Here is a 22,458-nt window from a genome sequence, read left to right as displayed (position 1 = left end):
AATCTCATAAAGGAGAAAAAAATGAAAAAACTAACTTCCGTCTTAGCCCTCTTTGTGGCTCTCTTATTTGGTTTACTGGCTTGTAGCAAAGACTCTTCTTCCAAGTCCTCATCCGATAAATTGAAAGTGGTCACCACCAACTCCATCCTCGCAGATATGACAAAAAATATCGCTGGAGATAAAATCGAGCTACACAGTATTGTCCCTGTCGGCCAAGATCCCCATGAATACGAACCACTCCCAGAAGATGTCAAAAAAACTTCACAAGCAGACCTCATCTTCTACAACGGCATCAACCTCGAAACGGGTGGCAATGCTTGGTTTACCAAGTTGGTCAAAAATGCTAATAAAGTAGAAAACAAGGACTATTTCGCTGCCAGCGATGGCGTAGAGGTCATCTACTTAGAAGGCCAAAACCAAGCTGGAAAAGAAGACCCTCACGCTTGGCTCAATCTCGAAAACGGGATCATCTATGCTAAAAACATTGCTAAACAATTGATCGCCAAAGATCCAAAAAATAAGGACTTCTACGAAAAAAATCTAGCAGCCTATACTGAAAAACTGAGCAAGCTGGATCAAGAAGCCAAGCAAGCATTCAATAACATCCCAGCAGAGAAGAAGATGATCGTAACCAGTGAGGGTTGCTTCAAGTACTTCTCCAAAGCCTACGGCGTCCCATCTGCCTATATCTGGGAAATCAACACTGAAGAAGAAGGGACACCTGAACAAATCAAAACGCTGCTAGAGAAATTGCGTCAAACCAAAGTACCGTCCCTCTTTGTCGAATCCAGTGTCGATGAGCGTCCTATGAAAACTGTGTCTAAGGATAGCAATATCCCTATCTTTGCAAAGATCTTTACTGACTCGATCGCCAAAGAAGGCGAAGAAGGCGACAGCTACTACAGCATGATGAAATGGAATTTGGAGAAAATCGCAGAAGGTTTGAACAAATAAGATTCCAAACTGATTAGATTCTCAAACAAATCAGTGGCTCTTCCCCCTTCATTAATGTACAATGAAAAGAAAAAAGGAGTCTTTGCTATGACAACATTTTTAGGAAACCCTGTTACCTTTACCGGATCTCAACTTCAAGTTGGCGATACTGCTCATGACTTTTCACTGACTACACCAAACTTAGAGAAAAAATCTTTGGCTGATTTTGCTGGGAAGAAAAAAGTCCTCAGCGTGATCCCATCTATTGACACAGGTATCTGTTCCACTCAAACACGTCACTTCAACCAGGCCCTCTCTGACATGGAGGACACTGTGGTCTTGACGGTTTCCGTCGACCTTCCTTTCGCTCAAGGTAAATGGTGTGCTGCTGAAGGGATCGAAAATGCCATCATGCTCTCAGACTACTTCGACCATTCCTTCGGAAAAGCCTATGGCCTCTTGATCAATGAATGGCATTTGCTCGCACGCGCTGTCTTGGTCCTAGATGCGGACAACAAGGTCACTTACGTCGAATACCTAGACAACATCAACAGCGAACCCAATTACGACGCGGCAATCGAAGCCGTCAAAGCACTTGATTAAATAAAAAAGAGGTCTACGACCTCTTTTTTATATCTACAAAATTCGTTCAGAGACTTTCCTTAAGAGAATTTCTAAGAGTCCTTTTTCTTCAATCCGAAAGAGGACTACTATAAAAACCGATGGAGTCCATTCTGAAGGAGGACTCGCCAGCGTAAGCGTGGGATGCCTCTGAGGAAACTCCGCACACGCTTTGCTACCTGTTGCTTGTAGCTCTTGCCTCCTTGTGCAAAGGTTCCCTTCCGGCTCCAATAGCCCTGCTCTCCACGATCATTCTTCGGAGCTAGATAGCGAACACCTTGCTGATAGAGGACCTTCTTACGAAAAGGTGGATCCCACGATTTGACGGGATCGATATCCAAGTCCTTATGAGTCCGGCCTCTGGCTAAACCATAGTTGAAACTGGCTCCATTGACAATGCCATTTTCAGAAATCTGATTCGGGTCCACTTCGTTGAGAAACTGGCCACCCTGATCCAGGATATACTCAGTATGAAAGTTGAGCAAGACCTTAAAATTCAACTGGGCCTGAGCACGCGATGGGAAGGCGAGCTGGCCGTTTTGATCCACATAGACCTTATTGTGAAGACGAGCCGCCTCATAGGCATCAATCTTAATTCCTTTTGTCTCCTGTAAGTAAGCTTGTAGCGCCTCTTCATCAGTCTGTCCAGTTTTGGCATAATGCTCCCGAATCCACTGGGTCTGGTAGGCAGAGAGCAGATAGCGGAACTGGTGGATCTGGCGTTTTAAGAGCTGATCTCCTGCTTTGCTGGCTAATAGATCCTGAGCAAATGCTACTTGAACCACTCTTGAAAAAGAGGACCAAAAAGACGAATGAGGCGGGCAATCTGGCCAGAACCGCTTCAGTAAGAAGGCAGTCTCCTCACAGGTTCCTGATAAATCCCGTGGCATGAGACAGAGGTGCATGACCCCTCTTAAGAGGGCCTGGGCACGGCCTTCCGTCAACCCTTGCAGTTCTCTCTGCCACATCTCTTGGAAAAGAGGGCTGGCAAAGACGAAGACAGAGCGGTAACAGTCTTGCCTTTTTGCTGCATCTTCGTAAGATTGCAGTCGTTTTTCTAAGTAGCTGAGACCTCTGGTCGTCCAGCCCAGTTTTTCCAATTCCTGTCGCTGCATTTGCATCCTCCTTTCCACATTGTTCTTGGTTTATGCTTCTATACTATCATCTTTCTCCCTCTCAGACAATTCCTATCCACTGGCCAAGCCATTTTACGCTTTTTTTGATATACTAGAAGAAGCGAAGAAAAGAGGACCCTATGACACCAAATAAAGAAGATTACCTCAAGTGCATCTATGAAATCGGCACGCAACATGAAAAAATTAGTAACAAAGAGATTGCGGCCCGGATGCAGGTTTCGCCTCCAGCCGTGACTGAGATGGTCAAACGCATGATCTCGGAGAATCTCCTCATCAAGGACAAGACCCACGGCTATCTACTCACCGAACTCGGACTCCAAACGGTTTCCGATCTCTTTCGCAAGCACCGCTTGATCGAAGTGTTCTTGCTCAAAAAACTTGGCTATACGACCGAAGAAGTCCATGAAGAGGCTGAGGTGCTCGAACATACTGTCTCCGACCGCTTTATCGATAAACTAGACCAAATGTTAGACACTCCCAAGACCTGCCCCCACGGAGGAACCATTCCACCAAAAGGAAAACTTCTCATCGAGGCTTACCAGGACCGTTTGAGTGATGTCAGCGAACCGGGAACCTATCGTTTGCGAAGAGTCCAGGATAGCTTTGAATTGCTGAATTTTTTAGACCAGATCCAGCTGACCATTGGAGATGACATTCTCTTCAAAGGCTACGACGATTACACTGGCCTCTATCAGCTCCAGATCAAAGACCAAGACATCCAAATCAATCACCTGATTGCCCAACAACTTTACATAGAAAAACATGCCCTTTGATGAAGAGCATGTCAGATTGAAGAAATAGTATTCCTAGAAACTTTCCTTAGGTGAGTACGGACGTCAGCGAACTTCTACGAAGTTCCATGACTTAGTTTTGAACCTAAGGTTTCAAAACTCCCGAATGCTTGAAACAACAATGTTTCAAGCATTTTTCTCACGGCGGAAAGTTTCGGATTTACTTTGACAATCCAAAGTAATATAAGAATTTTTTTGAAAAATTATCCAGCTATCCTAAGTAAAAAGTAATTTGTCTACATTCAAACATGCCTTTTAATCAAGGGCTTGTTTTTTTTATGGATTTTTCGTATCGAGGATGATGGTCACCGGGCCATCATTGATGAGTTCGATTGCCATATCTGCAGCGAAGACCCCTCGTTTGACAGGGACTTCCTTTTCCAACAACTCATTGAAGTCATCGTAGAGCCGGCTGGCCATCTCTGGATCGGCTGCCCCAATAAAGGCTGGACGATTGCCTTTTTTTGTCTGGGCAAAGAGGGTAAATTGAGAAATCGAGAGGATTTCTCCTTGAATATCCTTGACAGATAAATTCATCTTCCCTTCTTCATCCGAGAAAATTCGCATTTGCGTGACCTTCCGCACCGCATACTCCAAATCCTTCTGGTCATCCTCAGGCCCCACTCCCACTAAGAGCAGAAGCCCATCCTGAATCTGACTATAAACTTGACCATCAATAGAAACCGAGGCCCTTTTGACCCGTTGAATTACTAATTTCATCTTATTATCCTATTTATACAATCTATTGGGCTCACCACTAAGCTTCAAAGAAAATCGACTTCAAACAAGGCGATGAAAAGCAGGCAGACTATTCGAAAACCAAAGGCTGTTCAATTGCTTTTAGGGCAAGGCAGCGAGACGAGTTAACCAAGCAATAAAAGAGTTCTGACCACGCTTCTCAAGCTTCAAAGAACATCGACATCAGACAAGGCAGTGAGACGCAGGCATAACTGTAGTTAGGCCAGTTGAAACTAACGCAGTATGAAGTCGATTTTCGCAGAAGATTAGCCGTTGGTACGCTTAACAGAGTACACCTCCGGCACACTCTTAATCTTATCCACAACCGTTGTCAACATGGACAAATTTGGAATCCCGAAAGAAATGTGGATATTGGCAAACTTCATATCTTTGGTTGGTTGGGCATTGACGGTTGAGATCATCTTGGCCGTATTAGAGAGGACTTGAAGGACATCATTGAGAAGGCCTGCGCGGTTGAGGCCGTAGATATCGATATGGGCGATGTAGTCCTTGGTCGAGTTATTGTCTTCCCACTCGACGTCGATCAAGCGTTGCTCGTAGTTGTCTTGGGCCCGCAGGTTCATACAGTCTTGACGGTGAATGGCAACCCCACGTCCTTTGGTAATGTAACCGACAATTGTATCTCCTGGGACGGGATTGCAACACTTAGCAATCCGGATCAAGAGACCAGAAGCCCCTTGGATGACCACGCCACCTTCATGGCGGACCTTGAGGGTGTCTTTTTTGTTTTCAACCTTGACTTCGCCACCTTTGACCAGCTCTTCAGCTTCTGCACGCGCCTTGGCCTTTTCCTCTTCTCGACGCTCTTCCTCCGTCAAACGATTAAAGACAGAGATGGCTCCGACTTCTCCAAAACCGATGGCCGCAAACAGGGCATCTTCGGTCTTGTAGCTGGTCTTTTGCAAGACCTTGTCCATGTGCTTCTTATCCATGAACTTGTTGGCAATCATATCATGCTCATGGAATTGGGCCATGAGCAACTCTCGTCCACGGTTGATCGAGAGTTCCTTGTCTTGGTTCTTAAAGAATTGGCGGATCTTATTGCGGGCCTTGCTGGTCTTGACGATATTGAGCCAGTCACGACTTGGTCCAAATGAATTTGGATTGGTGATGATTTCAACCTGGTCACCCGTTTTCAGCTTGGTAGTCAAAGGAACCATACGGCCATTAACTTTGGCACCAGTCGCTTTTTCCCCGATCTTGGTATGAATCTCATAGGCAAAGTCAATCGGTCCAGAATCCTTTGGAAGAGAACGAACCGCTCCATCTGGGGTAAAGACATAAATCTCTTCTGCCAGATAGTTTTCTTTGACAGTATCAACAAATTCCTTGGCATCATCCGCCTGGTCTTGGAGTTCCATCATCTCCTTGATCCAGTTCATCCCAATAGCCGATTCTTTGCTGTTGACTTGGCCCTTGATCCCTTTCTTATAGGCCCAGTGGGCCGCAACCCCGTACTCAGCAACCTCGTGCATTTCCTTGGTACGGATCTGGAACTCGATGGGACCTTTTGGACCGTAAACAGTGGTATGGATGGACTGGTAACCATTGGCCTTACGATTGGCGATGTAGTCCTTGAAACGGCCTGGCATAGGCTTCCACAACTCGTGGATATAGCCCAGCATGGCGTAGACATCGCTCGGTGATTCCAGGATACAGCGAATGGCAATCAAATCATAGATTTCATCAAAGCGTTTCTTCTTATCCTGCATCTTGCGGTAGATGGAGTAGATATGCTTAGGACGACCATAGATTTTCCCATAGAGGTGGCGTTCTGCCGCATAGGACTCGATCTTTTGGACAACTTCTTCTACCAAGGCTTCCCGCTCGCGACGCTTCTCCTTCATCATATGGGAAATTTTATAGAACTCGACTTCGTTCAGATAACGGAAGGATAGATCTTCCAATTCCCACTTGACGCTGGAAATCCCGAGACGGTGGGCTAGTGGTGCATAGATTTCCATGGTTTCCTGGGAAATCCGTTCTTGCTTGTCCTTGCGTAAATGCTTCAAAGTCCGCATGTTGTGCAAGCGGTCTGCTAGCTTGACCAAGATGACACGGATGTCCTGAGACATGGCCATGAGCATCTTGCGGTGGTTCTCTGCTAGCTGCTCTTCATGGGACTTGTATTTGACCTTCCCGAGCTTGGTCACTCCATCAACAATCACTCGGACATCGTGTCCAAATTCGCGTTCTAAATCATCTAGGGTCGCGTCTGTATCCTCGACAACGTCGTGCAAAAAACCACAGGCAACCGTCACAGCATCCAACTTCAATTTTGCCAAAATGCCGGCAACTTGAATAGGGTGGATGATATAGGGTTCTCCTGATTTACGGAATTGCCCACTATGGCAGTCGACTGCATAAAGGAGAGCTTTTTCTACAAATGCAAAGTCCTCTCCCGACAAGTATTTTTTGGTAAGGGCAATAACCTGGCCCCCTGTTAAAGGTTCTTCTTTCGGCATCTAGTTTTCTCCACTTTCTTGCCTTCTATTCTATCACTTTTAGCTCTATATGAAAACTAGTCCGATTGACTTTCATGCTATTGGAGGAGCTTTCCAGCACTATCAGCCAGAAATCCCGAACTTAGGTTCCCTTTTTATACAAATACTCCATTTTTTATAAAAAATTCATTAATTTGTAATATATAAAAAATAAGAAAACGAATAAATTCTGAATAAAATAAGATATAAAAGAAACGCGTGAAGATCTACCTTCACGCGTTTTTCATTAATTCTGTGACAACACTCACTGCGCTAAGGGCATAGAGTGGGGCGGTTTCTGCACGGAGAATCCGAGGGCCAAGGCCTGCAAGGACTGCTCCTTTAGCTTCAAAACTTTCAATTTCAGCAGGTGAGAGACCTCCTTCTGGACCAAAGATAAAGAGAACCTTGCTCCCTTTTTCAAGCCCACTTACAGCTTGTACAAGAGCAGCGCTTTCGCCTTCTTTGGCCGACTCTTCATAGGCTACCACGATGCGGTCAAACTGGTCGAGTTGGGCTAGAAAGTCTGCCTTTTTCTCAAAAAGGGTAATGCTTGGAACAAGATTCCGCTTGCTTTGCTCTGCTGCTCCAAGGGCGATTTTTTCTAGTTTCTCAACCTTTTTACCCAATTTCTTGCCATCCCACTTGGCAACTGACCAATCGGCAGGAAAGGCCCAAATTTGACTAGCACCGAGCTCTGTTACTTTTTGAGTGATAAACTCCAGTTTATCCCCCTTGGGAAAGCCTGATGCGATGGTCACTTGAATAGGTAGTTCCACATTGTCATCCAATTCCTCAACCAGCTCAAACTGACGCGCCTCCACATTGACCACGCGCGCCAAACGCTTAATGGCATCATCAAATACTAAAGCGACCTCATCATCTTCTTTTAAGCGCATGACCTGAAACATGTGCTTCCTGGTTTCCTTGTCCTCGATGGTGACAGGTGAGCTAGCCAATCCTTTTACAAAATACTGCTGCATGCTAGCCTCCAATCACACCGGAGACATCCTTAGTCTTCTTGAAGACGCAGGCATTCCATTCCCCTTGGATCATGTGGGTTTCAAGGAAAAATCCAGCCGATTCAGCCGACTCACGCACCATGTTCCACTTGTCCTTGATAATGCCACTCATGATCAGGTAACCTTCGTCCTTGACCAAACGATAAGCATCCTCTGTCAGATGGATAAGGATATCTGCCAAGATATTGGCCACGATGACATCTGCCTCAATCTCCACGCCTTTCAGCAAATCGCCTGGAGCTACATGGATGTTTTCCATTCCCGGATTGAGCTCAATATTTTCCTGAGCGACGCGAACCGCTACATCATCCAAGTCATAGGCAAAGATTTCCTTGGCACCGAGAAGGGAGCTGGCAATGGAAAGGACGCCTGATCCTGTCCCCACATCTAGCACTGTCTCCCCGCCACGAAGGACTTGCTCCAAGGCAAAGAGGCTCATCTTGGTTGTTGGGTGGGTTCCTGTTCCAAAGGCCATACCAGGATCCAGCTTGATAATCTTTTCTCCAGCAGTCGCCTCATAGTCCGTCCATGACGGCACAATTGTCAAGTCATGAGTGATGCGAGCTGGTTCATAGTATTTCTTCCAGTTGTCGGCCCAGTCTTCCTCCGCCAAGGCAGTAGTACCAATCTTGACTTCTCCTAAGTCCATAAAATCCGTCAATTCTGCTAAGCGAGCCTGCAAGTCCGCTTCAACCGCTACCACATCAACCGTTTCAGGATAGTAGGCTGTCACCACAATTTCTTCTTGTTGCTCGACCTCAGGGAAAATCTCACCAAAGCGATCGACGTTGCCCACATAGTCCATACTGTCTTCAATCGCAACACCCTGGGCACCTAACTCAATCAAGAGATTGGAGACCAACTCCTCTCCCTCACGCTTGACTGTAACTTTTAACTCTTGCCATGTTTCCATTATTAAGATACCAAGCCCGTAAAACACAAAGCCAAAATAGGAAACTCTCTGAAGACGTTTGTGTCTAAGAGAAGTTTATCTTTTTGGCACCGTGTTTAGGGCGGGTTCAGTTTAAAAATTTAACTGAACCGTCCTTTCTATTTCTCTATCAATTTTTTCATGTAGACCATATCCATGCCTTCTTTTTCAGGCTCAATATGGGTTTGACGATAGCCGTTTTTCTCGTAAAAGGCGACCATGCCTGCATCCTGTAATACCGTACACAAATCCCACTGTGTGATGGTTGGAAATTCCTCTTCTAGCAAGCGCAATCCCTCAGAGCCATAACCTTTTCTGAGTATAGCCGAGATTCTTGGCAAACCGAGGGATAGGTTGTTGCAACTCGCTTTCCAAATGGGACTGAATGGCATTGTCAAAACTATTCAAACGAGCTAATAGTTGCTTAAACTGATCTTCCTCCTCAATTTTGAAATCACCTATGAACTCAAATTCTGCAAAGTCTATAGAAAATTCAAATAATGTGATTTTACCATCCTCAGCATAGTGCCCATCTTCATCAACACAACAACGAGTTCCTGACTTCAATACTCGCTCAAAATCTAAATCCGCAAAGCGATTGCGGGGAAGAATGCAAACTGATTGCTCAGATTTATCTGACCTTCTCCTGAAAAACTGTTTGACTTTTTCTAGCATAGTTTTCCCCTTCTCCTTGAATCCAGTATTCAAAAAACACTTAGAATCTTTTCTAATATCTCGGATAAGGGTAAAAGGTGCTTTCTTCTAGGCCAACTTTTCCTTCTTCAAAGACTTCTTGGTTCCAGACGATCTCAAAGCTCTCTGCTTCTTCGTCTGCTAAGAAATCCATGAGGTCATCCAAGGCCAGCTCGGCTGTATCCTTTAGGAAGGTCGCAAAATAAGCTAGAAACTCCCGAGACAAGCCTTTTTTAGGCTCATACGGAATCGCCGTTAAATAGGCATCTTCTTCCACATGCGACTTGGCTGGATTGTAGAAGATGACGGCTTCTTCAAAGAAGATATCCTCGTCAGACTCTTCCCCCGACTCATCGACCAAGGCAACTCCTCCTGTGTTTTGCACTTCCAAGAGAAAAGCCACTTCTACCGCATGATTTTTCTTATCCCAATTGATCTCAAAGTCAAAGGGAAAGACCTTGTCCATTTCCTCTTCTAAAACATCCAAAAATCCATATTTAGGCATCGTGTCCTCTTTCTAATTTCCCACTCTTAGAGCGGAATATGATACAATAGTTACTACAATCTTACCATAAAAACTGCCTCTTTTAAAGGAGACAAAGCTAGAAAGGAGACCCTCATGCCCGACAATCTCGCCCTGCGCATGCGTCCCAAAACCATCGATCAGGTCATCGGACAAGAACACCTGGTCGGCCCAGGGAAAATCATCCGTCGCATGGTGGAGGCCAATCGTCTCTCGTCCATGATTCTCTTTGGCCCACCAGGGATTGGCAAGACCAGTATTGCTTCTGCCATCGCGGGCACGACCAAGTATGCCTTTCGGACCTTCAATGCAACTATCGACAGTAAAAAACGCCTGCAAGAGATTGCAGAAGAAGCTAAGTTTTCAGGTGGCCTAGTCCTGCTTTTGGACGAGATCCATCGCTTGGACAAGACCAAACAAGATTTTCTCCTGCCTTTGCTCGAAAGCGGTCTGGTCATCATGATCGGCGCAACGACTGAGAACCCTTTCTTCTCCGTGACGCCTGCCATTCGCAGTCGGGTACAGATTTTTGAGTTGGAACCCTTGACCAATGAACAGGTCAAAGAGGCTATCCAGTTGGCACTGAGCGACCCTGAGCGGGGCTTTGACTTCCCTGTTACCCTCGATGAGGAAGCCTTGGATTTCATCGCCACTTCGACCAATGGAGACCTGCGTTCTGCCTATAATTCTCTCGATTTGGCTGTTCTCTCTACCAAGGAAGGGGAGGATGGCGTTCGCTACATCAGTCTCGACATCATGGAAAACAGCCTCCAGCGCAGCTATATCACCATGGACAAGGACGGAGACGGTCACTACGATGTCCTCTCTGCTCTGCAAAAGTCCATCCGCGGATCCGATGTCGATGCTAGTCTCCACTACGCCGCACGTTTGATCGAAGCGGGCGATCTACCCAGCTTAGCCCGTCGCTTGACGGTCATTGCCTACGAAGATATCGGCCTGGCCAATCCAGATGCGCAGATCCATACGGTGACAGCCCTTCAGGCAGCGGAGCGCATCGGCTTCCCCGAAGCCCGCATCCTCATCGCCAACATCGTCATCGACCTGTCTCTTTCGCCTAAGTCCAACTCGACCTACGTCGCCATGGACAAAGCCTTATCTGACCTCCGGAAGTCGGGTAATCTTCCTATCCCCCGCCATTTACGGGATGGTCACTATGCCGGAAGCAAGACCTTGGGAAATGCCCAAGACTACAAGTATCCCCACAATTATCCTGGCAATTGGGTCCAACAGGACTATCTACCAGACAAGCTTAAGGGGGCCTCTTATTTCACTCCCAATGAAAATGGCAAATACGAGCGAGCCCTAGGGGCGACAAAAGAGAAGATTGATCAACTCAAGAAAAGGTGATATCGGTTCCAAAAAATTGAGATTTTCCCTTGAAATTTTTTTGAAATATGGTATCATATACATATAGAAACGCTGTGGTGTACGACTTCACACTTAAGTGTTGACCGACTATTTTTTGTATTATTAGGGAAACAAAGGACTTCTAACAGCATGCAGGCCGTATCACGCGGAAGCAGCTTCAGTTAGAGCAAGTTGCCCACCTGCTTAATTGCGCGGGTTCAATACAAACCGTGAAGTTTCGGCACCAATACAGCTTTTTTTTGCCTCCTTAGCTCAGTTGGTAGAGCAGTAGACTCTTAATCTATGGGTCGCAGGTTCGAGCCCTGCAGGGGGCATCCAATAAATCAACAGGAAGCCTGATATATCAGGCTTTTTTGTTTGTCATTTTGTTTTTTGTACCAAAATTTGTACCAAAAAATTTTACATTAACAAAATAAGCGAGTCTCATCCAAAGACTCACTATTTATCTAACACTCGTTTTCATCGAAAAAACCACCGCGAGGGTGGTTCCTATCTATCAATCGTCCATCACTCCGCCTGTAAGCTGGTACATGAGGTAAATGTGCTCTAGGACTTTTACTTTATCCATGTGATCCACATCTTTAAAGCCTCCCAAAGCTAGCAAAGGAACAAAACCGAAACATTCATCGTAGGCCAATTGCCCATGTTTGGCAACAGCTTTTTTGTAGAGTGGAATATCGAAATAATCGTCTTTAAAATCTTCATCATCAACATACTCTATGAAACGATCCATACGCTTAATCATAATATCCAAATCCTGAATATTATATTGGACAATTCCCACATAGGCATTCTCTTCCCAAGTAATAATATCTCCAAATGCTGTTACGAACATAGGAAAAGCGACGTCTCCTCTGAAATAACTATCTTGGAGAAGCTCTAGATAGTCATCTGGATTGATAACTTTTAGATAACCATCTAAAAAGGTTCCCAGACCATCTTCCTGCCAAATTTGAACTAACTCAGTTGGAACTTGATCTTTGTATTTTTCAATGACTTCTTGGGGCATATCTGCCACTTTTATAAAGTTGTCTAACATGTTTTCCTCTTTCTTGATTTTAGATTGTGAATTTAACCACTCCAATTACTCTATAAAATGTAACTCGATTCATTTTTATCTTCTAATTATTTGTACTCTACAGTCGCTATAAATTCTGTGTTAATTGTTCGTAAAGTATTGCTATCAAACTGATAATTATATATCAAAATCAACGCATTATTGGGTTCAATATTGGGATTTATGCCTTTTTGCTTTAAATTGTTTACAATAATATTATTATAGGATGCCTCCTTTAGCATGTCAAACAAATTTGTAAAGCTGATTTCAAAAACTTCTTTTTCAATTAAGTAATCATCAATGTCATCAATATCAATATTGTATTGATTATAAAACAATGAAGGAACCACCTCTCCTTCTTCATCATATTTCAAATTTATAAACTCATCTAAATCTAACTTAGTAGCAAAGTTGCCAATCCAAATTGACACTGTGTTTTCTGTTTCCATAATTATCCTTTCTATTTTCCAAAACTCCGCCTCGAAGGTGGCTCTTTTTTATCAATCGTCCATTACTCCGCCTGTGAGTTGGTACATGAGGTAAATGTGCTCCAGGACTTTAACTTTATCCATGTGATCCACATCTTTAAAGCCTCCTAATGCCAGGAGAGGAACAAAACCGAAACACTGGTTATAAGACAGAGCACCATGTTTTGACACAGCTTGTCTATATAAATCAAGTTCAAATTTTTTTGTAATATATTCGTTATCTAAATATTGAACGAATAAATCCATCCCCTTACAAATAATATCCAAATCCTGAATATTATATTGGACAATTCCCACATAGGCGTTCTTTTCCCAAGTAACAATATCTCCAAACGCTGTTACGAACATAGGAAAAGCGACATCTCCTCTGAAATAACTATCTTGGAGAAGCTCAAGATAATCATCTGGATTGATGACTTTTAGATAACCATCTAAAAAGGTTCCAAGACCATCCTCTTGCCAAATCTGAACTAACTCAGCAGGGACTTGGTCCTTGTATTTTTCAATCACTTCTTGGGGCATATCCACCTCTTTTATAAAGTTTTCTAGCATATTTTCCTCCGATTTAGTCTCACACTGATTTTTATTTATAACAACACTATATCTCCAGTATAGCATAATCATTAGGTATTATAGGTTTTCAAACCAAGTAAGAAACCTTTATGAGTCATTCGTTTTTGCCCCATTTTTAAATCATGACATTGAAAATACCTAAGAGCACCTTCCGAAATTCATTTAAATTCCAACATTTTTGATTACTTTCAATATGAAAAATTTTTACAAATTCATGTAGGGGGCATCCAATAAATCAACAGGAAGCCTGATATATCAAGCTTTTTTGTTTGTCATTTTGTTTTTTGTACCAAATAATTACAAAAGTTTTCTAACGTTATCAAATTCTTCATTGATCTTCTCTTGTAGTGTATGACCATATACTTCTACTAACATTGAAATATCTTTATGTCCTAGAATTTTTGCAATTACTCCCAAATCAATTTGATTATGCCACAAATAGCTACCATAAGTATGCCTTGTGCCTTTTGTAGTAATAATTGGTGTAATCTCTAATTCAGTCAAAGTCTTCTTTAATGCTTTATTAACTGTTGCAATATTTGGAATTTCTTGCACATAGCCATAATGTTGAAAAACAAAGTTTTCATTATTGATAATTCCAAGATCTGTATTCACTACTTCTTGTTCCTTCTGCAACAATTTCAATACTTCAAGCTCTTCTTCACCTATCGGAATACTCCGAATAGATGTTTTATTTTTGGGTGGAACAAATTGACAAATCGTCGTATTGTATCGTCTGTATGTTGTAATTACTTTTTCATCAAACTCTACATCTTCCCAGGTTAAAGCGATTAATTCTCCAAACCTCATACCTGTTTTAAAAAGCATATAAATTACAAAAGGAACAACTGATCTTCTATAATCCATTTTTTGCTTAAAATGGTTAATGATAGTGTTGAAATCTTTCTCGCTATGAATATACTTATCTTCTATAGCCTGGGACTCTTTTGATGAAAATAATTCCGCAAAATAAGTAAAATCTTCTAGGAAAACTTTATCTGCTTGTGCCGTTTTAATACATTCTTGAATACTAGTATGAAGTCTACTTAATGTGTTTCGTGTTACAGTTTTACCATAATCATTCATGATACGTTGATATTTACTAGGTTTTATTTGCGAAACAGGAGTCTCTCCAAATAATTTTCTAATGACTTCTTTTCTTAAAATGTACTTCTTTTTTGTCGTTTGACTGCGTTTACTAGGTAGTATTTTTAAATTAAGCCACTCTTGATATAGTTGATAAAGTGTCATTTTACCATCAAGACTGTATCCACGATTCAACTTTCTTAACAATTTTTCTGCTTCTATTTGAGCTTTTTTCTTTGTTTCAAAGCCACTTTTATAAGCAATTGTCTTACTTGTTTCATCCCTTATAGTATAGGTCCAAAGATTCTTTTTACCTCGTTTTAAATATCTAATACTTGCCATACTACAATTCCACTCCCAATACTTCTGAGACTGCACTTTTAGGCACAACCATCAAACGTTTTCGATCGTAAAAACTATAACCTTTGTTAACCATCAATTTCCTTGCTTGGTGGATAATCTGCATAGCTGTGTATTGCTTATACCCCATTTCAATCAAATCTTTTTGTGATATCGTATTATTTATCATTATTAATTCTCCTTTCTAGTGTCCTAATACATAGGTAAATTGTTTTGCAGTTTCCGCATCAAATGTACGGTAACTAATCACTCCAATTCCCTTCACATTACATTCTGAGACAAGAATTGACCCATCCGATTTAACTTGCTCCACAAAGGCAATATGCCCGTATATTGGATTAGCTCCAGCTTGTCCAGGACTAAATGATAGAGCAGAGTGTTCTGTTGGTGTATGGGTTGTTGTGAAGCCTGGCTTATTCATCCATTGGCCACCATTTCCCATGAATGGATCAAAGTTAACCCCAACTTGTTTTCCACGGTTAAAGACATACCAAGTACATTCACCCCATGGATAGGTGCTAGTGATATATCCATTTGTATCGATAGCTTTTGTAAGACTATATCCTACCGGAATATCATTTGAAGTAACTCCTCCTCCATCTCGAGTTTTTCCAGTTAATTGGATTGGTGCTTTCGGTGTTCCACCATGTTCATCGATATACTGATCTAGCTTTCTCATCGTTTCAGCTCGACGTTTGCCAGAGCCTGTAGTATCTGTAAAATAGACACCTCCATCAACGGTCTGATTCAAAGAACCATTCGCATATTTTTGAGCCTTATCATCTTGAATTTTGAAGGTTTCATTCTTATTTCCAATAATTGTCTGTTGGGTTAGAGCAACTACGGCAACCTCGTCATTGAAATTGTTGGCATTCTCAGGATTTGAATCAAATGCTCCATAACCAAACATGTTGGCACCAGGGTTTCTTGCGACTCCAGCAGTTCCGAGTGAGCTTTCATTTAAGGCAATTGCCACGATACCTCGGACATCTAGATTGGATTTGGCCTCCCATTCTAGGAGTTTTTTCCCGTTAATCCGGTTCTTATCATAGGAGATCCCTAAAGTGTCTAAAAATCCGTCTAGTTGAGCTGCTGTAATGCCATATCGATGAACTAATAGATTGTGTGTATATGGATCTCCAGAGGACCAGTGTTCCGCATAGGTGGCTCCTTCCAACTCAGATCCTCCAGTCGGACTTCCTGCTGTGGCAACCGCAAGAATGATAATGAGAAGAAAGGGGAGAATGATGGGGATTAGTCCAACCAGTAAAAACCATTTTAATTTCTTCATAGGACCTCCTTTCTAGTTAGTGTTTGATATAAGCCGTGAATAGCACTGTCCCAAAGCGCCACTTGGCATCTAGTACGACAGAATGAGCTTTGACTTGATCCAGTATAGAGTCTTTTTCACGTTCTTTAACAGGAAACAAAAGAAGGAAATCGACTGAGCGTTTCCCTTCTTGGTAAGTTTGAAAAAGAGTTTCTTCAAGAATCCTTGGGAAAGCTGTTCTTGAATGAATTCTAATATTCATTGTATTCTCCTCTCAATTGATTGAGCCGTTCTGTTAGTTTGTTTCTTCGTTCAATATTTGTTCGTAATTTATCATCTCGTGTCATAGTCTTTCGATAGGCACGAGTAAAGGCATTGGATCCTTGAGCTTTATACATAGCTTTCGGATCTTTATATTTATCTAGTTCACGTTCCAGTGAATTGATTCGGTGTTGTTTAAATGGGGAAATCCATTCTTCTTTTAGTGTATGGAATTCATCTTCTGTAGTAGAAGGTCGCTCAGCTTGAATAGATATTTCCACTTTTCCGCTAGGCTGTTCTGGCGTTCTTTCTTGTAGATTTGATTTTTTTGAAGTAGGCGTGCTCTCACTCTCATTCTCTGTTTTAATTTTAGGAGCTACTGTGCTCTCTTGTTCAAGAGGTGTTTCAGTTGGGATATCTGGTTCGAAATCTTCTTCCGGCATCGTGTCTTTCTGAGTAAAGAAAGAGCCTACTTGTTGGAAGTGATCTTTCGAATGCATGAGCATTCCTGCTCCAATTCCTGCTCCAGCTAAGGCGAAATTTCCTAAGTGTTGAGCGGTTGAAAGACTGCGAGTTGGAACTTGAGAGGCAACCTCTTTTGTTCGAGTCATTCCATGCTCCATACGATTTCCGAGGTCATTTGCCATCATACGGGCTTTGGACCCTAAAATGAATTGAATCAATTCTGCCTTGTACTTCCACATAAGAATGTAAATGGTGCCTTTAGAAACAACGGATACTAAGAGTTTAAAGACAAGGCCGAATAGGATAAGAGAAGGCAGAGTTTTTAAAACTTTATCAAAGCCACTGGTAACTAAATTTTCTAAGAGCTTTTCGATGTAAAAGATGAGAAGAGTTAAAAGACTTGTAATTGCTGGAAATGCTAGACCTCCAAACATGACTTTTAAAACTCCGAAAATCAGATCTTGCATCCGAGGGATAAAAGATACGAGAAGGACAATCGGAAAGAGCAGAATCATCATGAGAACTAAGAGTTGAGCCAGGACATTTAAGAGCTGAATCAAGATAACTGGAATCGCTAAGACAAAGGCCTCTACAATTTTAAAGATGACATAGAACATGCGAATAAAGATGAAGTCTGGCATAGCCGATACCCAACGGTTTTCTTCTGAATCTTCATTAGCACCATCTCCCATTTTGTCTAAATAGTCTATGCGAGTTTTGGCTTTTACAGGTTTGAAATTCCCATTCTTATCTCCTGTTCCAAGAACTTGACTATCATCAAAATTCTCCTCTTTTCCGTTTTGACTATTCTTGTATTTCCCATTTTCCTGACCTGTATTGACAAAGACATAGGCCTTATAAGATGTTTCTGCTATATAGTTATCTGCCATTGTCTCCCCAACTTTTAGGGATTTCTCTTTTCCATAGTTAATCTCGATGTTTGAAATCTTGGAAGAGACATCTTTGGAAACGGAGTTGATGGTATCTAGTAAATAGAGACCTCCAGATGTTCCAGCGATGGTCCCAAAGTAACTAAAGCCAAGAAGTATCACCATACAGACATGAATCATAGTTCTTGTGAAACTTCCTTTTGAGAAGAAATACTGGTAGAAGAGATAAAAGGAAAGTCCTAATAACAAAATAGAAATCAAGGAACCACTTGTAATTCCACCATGTGTGGAACCGGTGAAACCATTCCAGATTTTACTAGCTCCTTTATAAACGTAGTTCTTATAAGCAGAGTATAAATCAACACTTTCTAATACACGAATTAAGAGAGAGAAGAAACCAACTACCGCATTGAGAATGAAAAAGAAGAAGTTGACGAAGAGTTCGTTAATTAAGACCCAAGCCCCATTGAAAGACCCAAAGCTAGTCGGCTCCATATAGGACTTAAGAGAGAAGATATCGACTCCTCTTAATTTCTCAAAAGCTTCTTGCATGGATTCACCTCCTTAACTAGCATATTTATTTTCAAGACTTGACGATACTGTAGCTTTCATTGGTTTTAGAAGCATATCAATATCTTCAAAAATGTTGTGAACAGAAATCATATTGAGATTGCCGTAGACATCAGAATAAAGGCATTGACCTGAGATCATATTATCAATCCATTCTAGGTTACTTTCAGTCACTTCCAGATTGACGTGTTTCAATATATCTTCTCGTTCAGACTTTTCATAAAAGGCAAAGATTGTCCCAAAACCTGTTGTATCATCGTCATTTTCCGCATCATGCACAGACTGAGTAATAAGAGCAAGGGTATTGTTTTTAGAGCGTCCAATCCGGCGCATATTTTTGATAACCGCTTTTCCTTCTGCGGACTTCATAAGGATCCAGGCTTCGTCAAAGAACTCAATGGTATCTTCGTGTTCATTGCGTTCTCCAAAGTGAGTACAAAAGGCCCCAAGCGCAAACATTAGGGCGATAGAGTTCCGTTCATGATCTGAAATTTTTGTGGAATCGTCCTTTGGGAGTTTGAGATTATTGACCTCTAAAACAGTCACACGAGACTCATAATTGAGACCTTTTGTAGTTCCGTCTGAGAAAGCTAACTCTAAAATTGAATTATTGACAATGGATGTTAAGTAACGTCCGACTGAGGCTATGTTTGATGAAGCAGCCTCTCTTAAAACTTTTAGAACATGTTTAAAGCCGACTAACTCACCAGCTACTCGACGTTCGACAATGGTATTGATGGCTTCTGTAATAGCTGTCTTTTGGTCCATCGATACATCATCTACAGCTTGAAGAAGAAACTCGAGCATATTCTTTGCGACCTCTACAGCTTGTTCCTTATCAAGAACTACAATAGGATCCAAGACTCCGTAGTTTGAAGGTAGTGAGCTATCCAGCGTCACAAAATTAAAGTTCTCAATCTGTTTCTTGCGTTCAGGGTAAAGTCTTGCAAATTCTGGAGAACTAATCACTTTTTGGTAGTGATTTCTAAGTTCGCGTTTCGGGTCAATGTAGAGGGTTTTAACATTCTGTAAAGCGACACTTAAAAAGATAATCTGAGCGAGGAAAGATTTTCCTTGGCCTGTTGCCCCAGTGATAATGATATGAGGGTTCTTGGTGATTTTTCCTGCAATATCTTCTTTATTTCCGACTGTCGCATTGTAGAGGACGATATTTTTTGATGATTCGATAGCTTTTGAGATGGAGTCCCAGCGTCCCGTCCAGTTATCAACCCGGCCGATATACCAACCAATTCTATTTCCAGAAGTGGTATTGGTAAAGGGCATGAGTTCCGCAAAGCCTCGAGGTGTTACCATGTGAGTCCAGGTACGAGTTTTCTTTTGAAGAGGTTCCCCGTATAGGAGGGCTTGAAAGAGATAGGGGCCATCTTGTGAGGCTTCACTAATCTCAACTCCCATATCATCAAAATAGTTAAGGACCACTTGTCGTCTTTGGCGGAGCTGGTGAACACTTGAAGCTGAGACAATCAAGTAGGCTCCATATTCAATAATATCTTCTTTGTTTCCGACTTTACGCATCAGATCTTTTAGAGAGATAGATCCCATAATGATTTCATCTTGTTGGACGGTGTCGGTATTCTCAGCTTCTTCCATAATGTTTCGATAACGAGTGTTGGAGCGTCCCATCTTGCCTTTAATTTTACTAGTATCAATGAACTCAGATTTGATTCGTAACTCAACTGGAAAATTCAAGCGCTGGATGAATTCTCCCAAGTGAAAACCATTAAACTGAACGGGAAACTTTCCAACAGGAAGAATGGTCACAAAGGAGGATCCATAAGGGCTTTCGAGCTTAAGGAAGCCTCCTTTAAGGACCTTAATCAAGGTATCTGTGATATTGAAAGACGCACGATTGGCGATCACTTCTTTCTTGTAGTGAGGGATATAGCGGAGGTATTGCATCCGCTGGTAGTAGAAGAGTTCTTCATTGGTGAGGCGCTGTGCTCGAAGGACAGATAGGGCTTGAAAGATAGTTAATTCGTCACTTTGATATTCTTGATACCAAGTTGGACTCAGTTCTAACTCATAGCCAAATCCTTTTGCGATTTTTTCTGAAAAGTCTGTAAAGCTTTCATAGGCCAAGTCTTTAATGGTTGCCCCGTGATTTTGTTTGCGAAGGGTGACTCCAATCACCCAGTCAAACTGATAAGGAATTTCCATCTCGTCTGTCAGACGCTCAACACTGTAAAGAAGCAATTCTTCTCCCAGTTCACGGCTGTCCTCTGCTAGAGCATCGGAAAAGTCCCGCATTTTTTCTTCTAGGAGATAATCTTTTGGAAGCAATGAAATTTCAAAGTGTTGGTTCTTTTGGAGCTTTTTCATCATTTGCGCAACAGTAATTTTGTGTTTCCATTTTTTCTCATCATCCGTAATGGTGATGGGAGTATTGGGGATTCGATAGAAAGCGACAACGGAATGATCCTTTTTCAGAGCTAGGTTGTCATGTGTTTCTCGAATCGGGTAGGTTAAGGTAATACTCATAGGACCTCCTTTTCTATAGGTTTGTTTTTTCAAAGACAATTTCATCAATTGATTCTATTCGGTCCTCCTGGTAGATAGCTTTTTGATTAAGTTTGAAGTCCCACAGATACATCAGGTAGTCAGAGAGAAAGAGATACATCTTCTTTCCATGAGGTTCATACTCAGTGTAGAACTTGGCCAGCTTATAGGGTAGATACCAATAGAGCAAGAGAGAAATGGAGTGAGTCATTTTAGCTAATGGAACAAGAATGACTCCTCCAAACAGTAACATCCCCACAAAGACGAGGATGAAGACAATAAAAAAGGACAACTGCATAGGTGTAGCGAAGTACCAAATCCGTGTGCCCTTTTTCGTCTTAATTTCTTGGATCCAATAAGGAGCATTTAGCCCCTTACTGTAATCATAGAGTTTTTCTTCTTTCATGATTAAAGTCCTGTTTCAATTCCAAAGAGGCGTAGGAACCATCCAAAAGCTTTGAGGATATCCTGTCCTTTTGCGATGGAGACAATCACGGCATAAAAGCCAACGACCGAAAAGAGTTGGAGCCAGGAGCTGTTGCGCCAAGCCTTAATCGCTAAGAGCACGGCAATAGCTGTTAGAATCCAAATTCCGTCGCCTTGAAGGAAACTTCGTAGGTTGTCTGTATTCATATAAATTCTCCTATTCTTGATTATTTGCGTAGTTTAAGGGGATTGTGTGCTCTAGTTTAGAGACATAGTAGGTTTTTTCTTTTTCGATAAGGGTAAAGGTAAAGTTTTCAGAGTGAGTAGTTCCTCCCACTTCAAAGGTTGCTTGAACATAGGCTGTAAGCCCCTTTTTATTCTTTTTGAGATAGGTGTAGTCGATACTTTTAAAGGTTGTATTTGCGACAACATCTATATCTTTTGAGATCAAGTTGAGATTATCTTGATTGGTGGTGTAGTTAGTGAAGAAGACAGTTAGAAACTTATCTACTTTCTTGTGTACTGAATCAGAAAGACGATCTGTAGTGGTAAGAGTGAGTTTGTCTTCTTCCTTGAAGGATCCAGCTTGTGAGCTTTCTAGGGTAGTGAACCAAGGAAGGCCGGAGATATAGTATTTCCCATCTTTTTCATCAAATGGAATATTGAAACCTGTCACAATTTCTGTTTCTTGTGTTTCCTTGTCATGGCGTATCCATTCCTTGTACTTGATCCGGTAAGTTGCCACATTGTTTTCTACAGTGATTAGTTGAGCCGTTAGCAACTCGCTTGGATTTCTGACTTGGCCTTGGGATTTTACATCCGGAACAAAGTTATAAAAGCTATTGAGGTAGTCGATCTGTCCTTCTTGTTTTTCAACTTCTTGAGGTAGAGTGAAGTAGGCATAGACAAAATCATTGAGATAATACTGGAGCTTATAGTCGTACTGTTTTTCTTCTACAGGTGCCTGAGTCTTTTTGGCATGGAGAATCTCCACATTCTTTTCTAGTTTAGAGACTTGATTCGAGAGAGTGATAGCACGAATAGCCCCCGTTAGACCAACAAAAAGGAGGAAAGAAATTCCTCCAATAACCACTAGATTGATTGTTTTCTTGTTGGTGATTTTCAGTCTAGGTGGACCTCCTTTCTTTTCCATCTTTTTAAATTTTGAGAGGTAGGCTCTTGCTTTTAGTAAGTAGTGTTTAGCTTTATCCATA

Annotated in this window: 22 protein-coding genes, 1 tRNA gene and 2 pseudogenes; 5 read left to right on the top strand and 20 right to left on the bottom strand. The window is 41.9% G+C overall.

Annotated features, from left to right (window positions below):
• Positions 1 to 21: 21 nt before the first annotated feature.
• Positions 22 to 954 (top strand): metal ABC transporter substrate-binding protein, encoded by a 933-nt coding sequence (locus EAI95_RS08200; protein WP_048788740.1) that lies wholly within the window; start codon positions 22 to 24, stop codon positions 952 to 954.
• Positions 955 to 1,041: 87 nt separating this feature from the next.
• Complete coding sequence (gene tpx / locus EAI95_RS08195) at positions 1,042 to 1,536, top strand: thiol peroxidase (RefSeq protein WP_040802778.1); 495 nt, start codon at positions 1,042 to 1,044, stop codon at positions 1,534 to 1,536.
• A 107-nt stretch (positions 1,537 to 1,643) separates the two neighbouring features.
• On the opposite strand, the gene EAI95_RS08190 is transcribed toward tpx, so the two are convergent.
• Positions 1,644 to 2,669 carry a DUF3114 domain-containing protein gene (locus tag EAI95_RS08190; protein ID WP_129822699.1) on the bottom strand — a complete coding sequence of 342 codons (1,026 nt, stop codon included), beginning with the start codon at positions 2,667 to 2,669 and terminating at the stop codon, positions 1,644 to 1,646.
• Positions 2,670 to 2,809: 140 nt separating this feature from the next.
• On the opposite strand from EAI95_RS08190, the gene EAI95_RS08185 reads away from it, so the two are divergent.
• A complete protein-coding gene (locus EAI95_RS08185; RefSeq protein ID WP_126403726.1) occupies positions 2,810 to 3,463 on the top strand; it encodes a metal-dependent transcriptional regulator in 654 nt (217 codons plus the stop codon).
• A gap of 294 nt (positions 3,464 to 3,757) precedes the next feature.
• Here the strand turns inward: EAI95_RS08185 and dtd are convergent, their stop codons facing one another.
• The 7 genes and pseudogenes from dtd to EAI95_RS08150 form a co-directional block, all read right to left on the bottom strand.
• On the bottom strand, positions 3,758 to 4,201 hold the full coding sequence (gene dtd / locus EAI95_RS08180) for a D-aminoacyl-tRNA deacylase (RefSeq protein WP_129822698.1): 444 nt from the start codon (positions 4,199 to 4,201) through the stop codon (positions 3,758 to 3,760).
• 284 nt (positions 4,202 to 4,485) lie between these two features.
• Positions 4,486 to 6,705, bottom strand: a complete 2,220-nt coding sequence (locus tag EAI95_RS08175; RefSeq protein WP_129822697.1) for a bifunctional (p)ppGpp synthetase/guanosine-3',5'-bis(diphosphate) 3'-pyrophosphohydrolase — start codon at positions 6,703 to 6,705, stop codon at positions 4,486 to 4,488.
• A 251-nt stretch (positions 6,706 to 6,956) separates the two neighbouring features.
• Positions 6,957 to 7,706 (bottom strand): 16S rRNA (uracil(1498)-N(3))-methyltransferase, encoded by a 750-nt coding sequence (locus EAI95_RS08170; RefSeq protein WP_129822696.1) that lies wholly within the window; start codon positions 7,704 to 7,706, stop codon positions 6,957 to 6,959.
• A gap of 1 nt (position 7,707) precedes the next feature.
• Positions 7,708 to 8,658, bottom strand: a complete 951-nt coding sequence (gene prmA, locus EAI95_RS08165) for a 50S ribosomal protein L11 methyltransferase (RefSeq protein ID WP_129822695.1) — start codon at positions 8,656 to 8,658, stop codon at positions 7,708 to 7,710.
• A gap of 137 nt (positions 8,659 to 8,795) precedes the next feature.
• Positions 8,796 to 8,990 (bottom strand): annotated as a pseudogene (locus EAI95_RS08160) (GNAT family N-acetyltransferase); the annotation flags it as partial.
• Positions 8,986 to 9,351, bottom strand: a pseudogene (locus EAI95_RS08155) (hypothetical protein); the annotation flags it as partial. The pseudogenes EAI95_RS08155 and EAI95_RS08160, both read right to left, overlap by 5 nt.
• A gap of 52 nt (positions 9,352 to 9,403) precedes the next feature.
• Positions 9,404 to 9,874, bottom strand: coding sequence for a DUF3013 family protein (locus tag EAI95_RS08150; protein ID WP_129822694.1), 471 nt, complete (start codon positions 9,872 to 9,874; stop codon positions 9,404 to 9,406).
• Positions 9,875 to 9,988: 114 nt separating this feature from the next.
• Between EAI95_RS08150 and EAI95_RS08145 the strand changes: the two genes are divergently transcribed.
• A complete protein-coding gene (locus tag EAI95_RS08145; RefSeq protein ID WP_129822693.1) occupies positions 9,989 to 11,260 on the top strand; it encodes a replication-associated recombination protein A in 1,272 nt (423 codons plus the stop codon).
• 262 nt (positions 11,261 to 11,522) lie between these two features.
• A tRNA-Lys gene (locus tag EAI95_RS08140) sits at positions 11,523 to 11,595 on the top strand.
• A 182-nt stretch (positions 11,596 to 11,777) separates the two neighbouring features.
• On the opposite strand, the gene EAI95_RS08130 is transcribed toward EAI95_RS08140, so the two are convergent.
• The 12 genes from EAI95_RS08130 to EAI95_RS08075 all read right to left on the bottom strand — a co-directional run bounded on the left by EAI95_RS08130 (position 11,778) and on the right by EAI95_RS08075 (position 22,457).
• Positions 11,778 to 12,320, bottom strand: a complete 543-nt coding sequence (locus EAI95_RS08130) for a T6SS immunity protein Tdi1 domain-containing protein (protein WP_129822692.1) — start codon at positions 12,318 to 12,320, stop codon at positions 11,778 to 11,780.
• 86 nt (positions 12,321 to 12,406) lie between these two features.
• Entirely contained in the window at positions 12,407 to 12,787 is a 381-nt protein-coding gene (locus EAI95_RS08125) for an immunity 22 family protein (RefSeq protein WP_036758258.1), read from the bottom strand.
• A 51-nt stretch (positions 12,788 to 12,838) separates the two neighbouring features.
• Positions 12,839 to 13,378: a T6SS immunity protein Tdi1 domain-containing protein gene (locus EAI95_RS08120; protein WP_129822691.1), complete on the bottom strand. Its 540-nt coding sequence runs from the start codon at positions 13,376 to 13,378 to the stop codon at positions 12,839 to 12,841.
• 318 nt (positions 13,379 to 13,696) lie between these two features.
• On the bottom strand, positions 13,697 to 14,827 hold the full coding sequence (locus tag EAI95_RS08115; RefSeq protein ID WP_129822690.1) for a site-specific integrase: 1,131 nt from the start codon (positions 14,825 to 14,827) through the stop codon (positions 13,697 to 13,699).
• Between the two features lies 1 nt (position 14,828).
• Complete coding sequence (locus EAI95_RS08110; protein WP_002908784.1) at positions 14,829 to 15,014, bottom strand: DUF3173 domain-containing protein; 186 nt, start codon at positions 15,012 to 15,014, stop codon at positions 14,829 to 14,831.
• 15 nt (positions 15,015 to 15,029) lie between these two features.
• Positions 15,030 to 16,136: a CHAP domain-containing protein gene (locus EAI95_RS08105; RefSeq protein ID WP_129822689.1), complete on the bottom strand. Its 1,107-nt coding sequence runs from the start codon at positions 16,134 to 16,136 to the stop codon at positions 15,030 to 15,032.
• A gap of 16 nt (positions 16,137 to 16,152) precedes the next feature.
• Positions 16,153 to 16,377 (bottom strand): hypothetical protein, encoded by a 225-nt coding sequence (locus EAI95_RS08100; RefSeq protein ID WP_129822688.1) that lies wholly within the window; start codon positions 16,375 to 16,377, stop codon positions 16,153 to 16,155.
• Complete coding sequence (locus EAI95_RS08095) at positions 16,367 to 18,283, bottom strand: conjugal transfer protein (RefSeq protein WP_129822687.1); 1,917 nt, start codon at positions 18,281 to 18,283, stop codon at positions 16,367 to 16,369. Before EAI95_RS08095 ends, EAI95_RS08100 begins: the two co-directional genes overlap by 11 nt.
• A gap of 12 nt (positions 18,284 to 18,295) precedes the next feature.
• Positions 18,296 to 20,800, bottom strand: a complete 2,505-nt coding sequence (locus EAI95_RS08090; protein WP_129822686.1) for an ATP-binding protein — start codon at positions 20,798 to 20,800, stop codon at positions 18,296 to 18,298.
• Between the two features lie 13 nt (positions 20,801 to 20,813).
• On the bottom strand, positions 20,814 to 21,224 hold the full coding sequence (locus EAI95_RS08085; protein WP_129822685.1) for a conjugal transfer protein: 411 nt from the start codon (positions 21,222 to 21,224) through the stop codon (positions 20,814 to 20,816).
• Between the two features lie 2 nt (positions 21,225 to 21,226).
• Positions 21,227 to 21,451, bottom strand: coding sequence for a TcpD family membrane protein (locus EAI95_RS08080; protein ID WP_048789269.1), 225 nt, complete (start codon positions 21,449 to 21,451; stop codon positions 21,227 to 21,229).
• 10 nt (positions 21,452 to 21,461) lie between these two features.
• Positions 21,462 to 22,457, bottom strand: a complete 996-nt coding sequence (locus EAI95_RS08075) for a conjugal transfer protein (protein ID WP_129822684.1) — start codon at positions 22,455 to 22,457, stop codon at positions 21,462 to 21,464.
• Position 22,458: the final 1 nt, after the last annotated feature.

Origin of the sequence: Streptococcus sp. bf_0095 (assembly GCF_004166885.1) — a bacterium.
GTDB lineage: Bacteria > Bacillota > Bacilli > Lactobacillales > Streptococcaceae > Streptococcus.
This window is presented reverse-complemented; position numbering and strand designations above follow the sequence as displayed.

Coding starts and splice junctions, on each gene's coding strand:
- dtd (WP_129822698.1), bottom strand. CDS start 4,201: ATGAAATTAGTAATTCAACGGGTCAAAAGGGCCTCGGTTTCTATTGAT.
- EAI95_RS08130 (WP_129822692.1), bottom strand. CDS start 12,320: ATGTTAGACAACTTTATAAAAGTGGCAGATATGCCCCAAGAAGTCATT.
- EAI95_RS08110 (WP_002908784.1), bottom strand. CDS start 15,014: ATGATAAATAATACGATATCACAAAAAGATTTGATTGAAATGGGGTAT.
- EAI95_RS08115 (WP_129822690.1), bottom strand. CDS start 14,827: ATGGCAAGTATTAGATATTTAAAACGAGGTAAAAAGAATCTTTGGACC.
- EAI95_RS08075 (WP_129822684.1), bottom strand. CDS start 22,457: ATGGATAAAGCTAAACACTACTTACTAAAAGCAAGAGCCTACCTCTCA.
- EAI95_RS08170 (WP_129822696.1), bottom strand. CDS start 7,706: ATGCAGCAGTATTTTGTAAAAGGATTGGCTAGCTCACCTGTCACCATC.
- EAI95_RS08190 (WP_129822699.1), bottom strand. CDS start 2,669: ATGCAGCGACAGGAATTGGAAAAACTGGGCTGGACGACCAGAGGTCTC.
- tpx (WP_040802778.1), top strand. CDS start 1,042: ATGACAACATTTTTAGGAAACCCTGTTACCTTTACCGGATCTCAACTT.
- EAI95_RS08080 (WP_048789269.1), bottom strand. CDS start 21,451: ATGAATACAGACAACCTACGAAGTTTCCTTCAAGGCGACGGAATTTGG.
- EAI95_RS08185 (WP_126403726.1), top strand. CDS start 2,810: ATGACACCAAATAAAGAAGATTACCTCAAGTGCATCTATGAAATCGGC.
- EAI95_RS08145 (WP_129822693.1), top strand. CDS start 9,989: ATGCCCGACAATCTCGCCCTGCGCATGCGTCCCAAAACCATCGATCAG.
- EAI95_RS08090 (WP_129822686.1), bottom strand. CDS start 20,800: ATGAGTATTACCTTAACCTACCCGATTCGAGAAACACATGACAACCTA.
- EAI95_RS08150 (WP_129822694.1), bottom strand. CDS start 9,874: ATGCCTAAATATGGATTTTTGGATGTTTTAGAAGAGGAAATGGACAAG.
- EAI95_RS08100 (WP_129822688.1), bottom strand. CDS start 16,377: ATGAATATTAGAATTCATTCAAGAACAGCTTTCCCAAGGATTCTTGAA.
- EAI95_RS08200 (WP_048788740.1), top strand. CDS start 22: ATGAAAAAACTAACTTCCGTCTTAGCCCTCTTTGTGGCTCTCTTATTT.
- EAI95_RS08120 (WP_129822691.1), bottom strand. CDS start 13,378: ATGCTAGAAAACTTTATAAAAGAGGTGGATATGCCCCAAGAAGTGATT.
- EAI95_RS08105 (WP_129822689.1), bottom strand. CDS start 16,136: ATGAAGAAATTAAAATGGTTTTTACTGGTTGGACTAATCCCCATCATT.
- EAI95_RS08175 (WP_129822697.1), bottom strand. CDS start 6,705: ATGCCGAAAGAAGAACCTTTAACAGGGGGCCAGGTTATTGCCCTTACC.
- EAI95_RS08095 (WP_129822687.1), bottom strand. CDS start 18,283: ATGCAAGAAGCTTTTGAGAAATTAAGAGGAGTCGATATCTTCTCTCTT.
- EAI95_RS08085 (WP_129822685.1), bottom strand. CDS start 21,224: ATGAAAGAAGAAAAACTCTATGATTACAGTAAGGGGCTAAATGCTCCT.
- EAI95_RS08125 (WP_036758258.1), bottom strand. CDS start 12,787: ATGGAAACAGAAAACACAGTGTCAATTTGGATTGGCAACTTTGCTACT.
- prmA (WP_129822695.1), bottom strand. CDS start 8,658: ATGGAAACATGGCAAGAGTTAAAAGTTACAGTCAAGCGTGAGGGAGAG.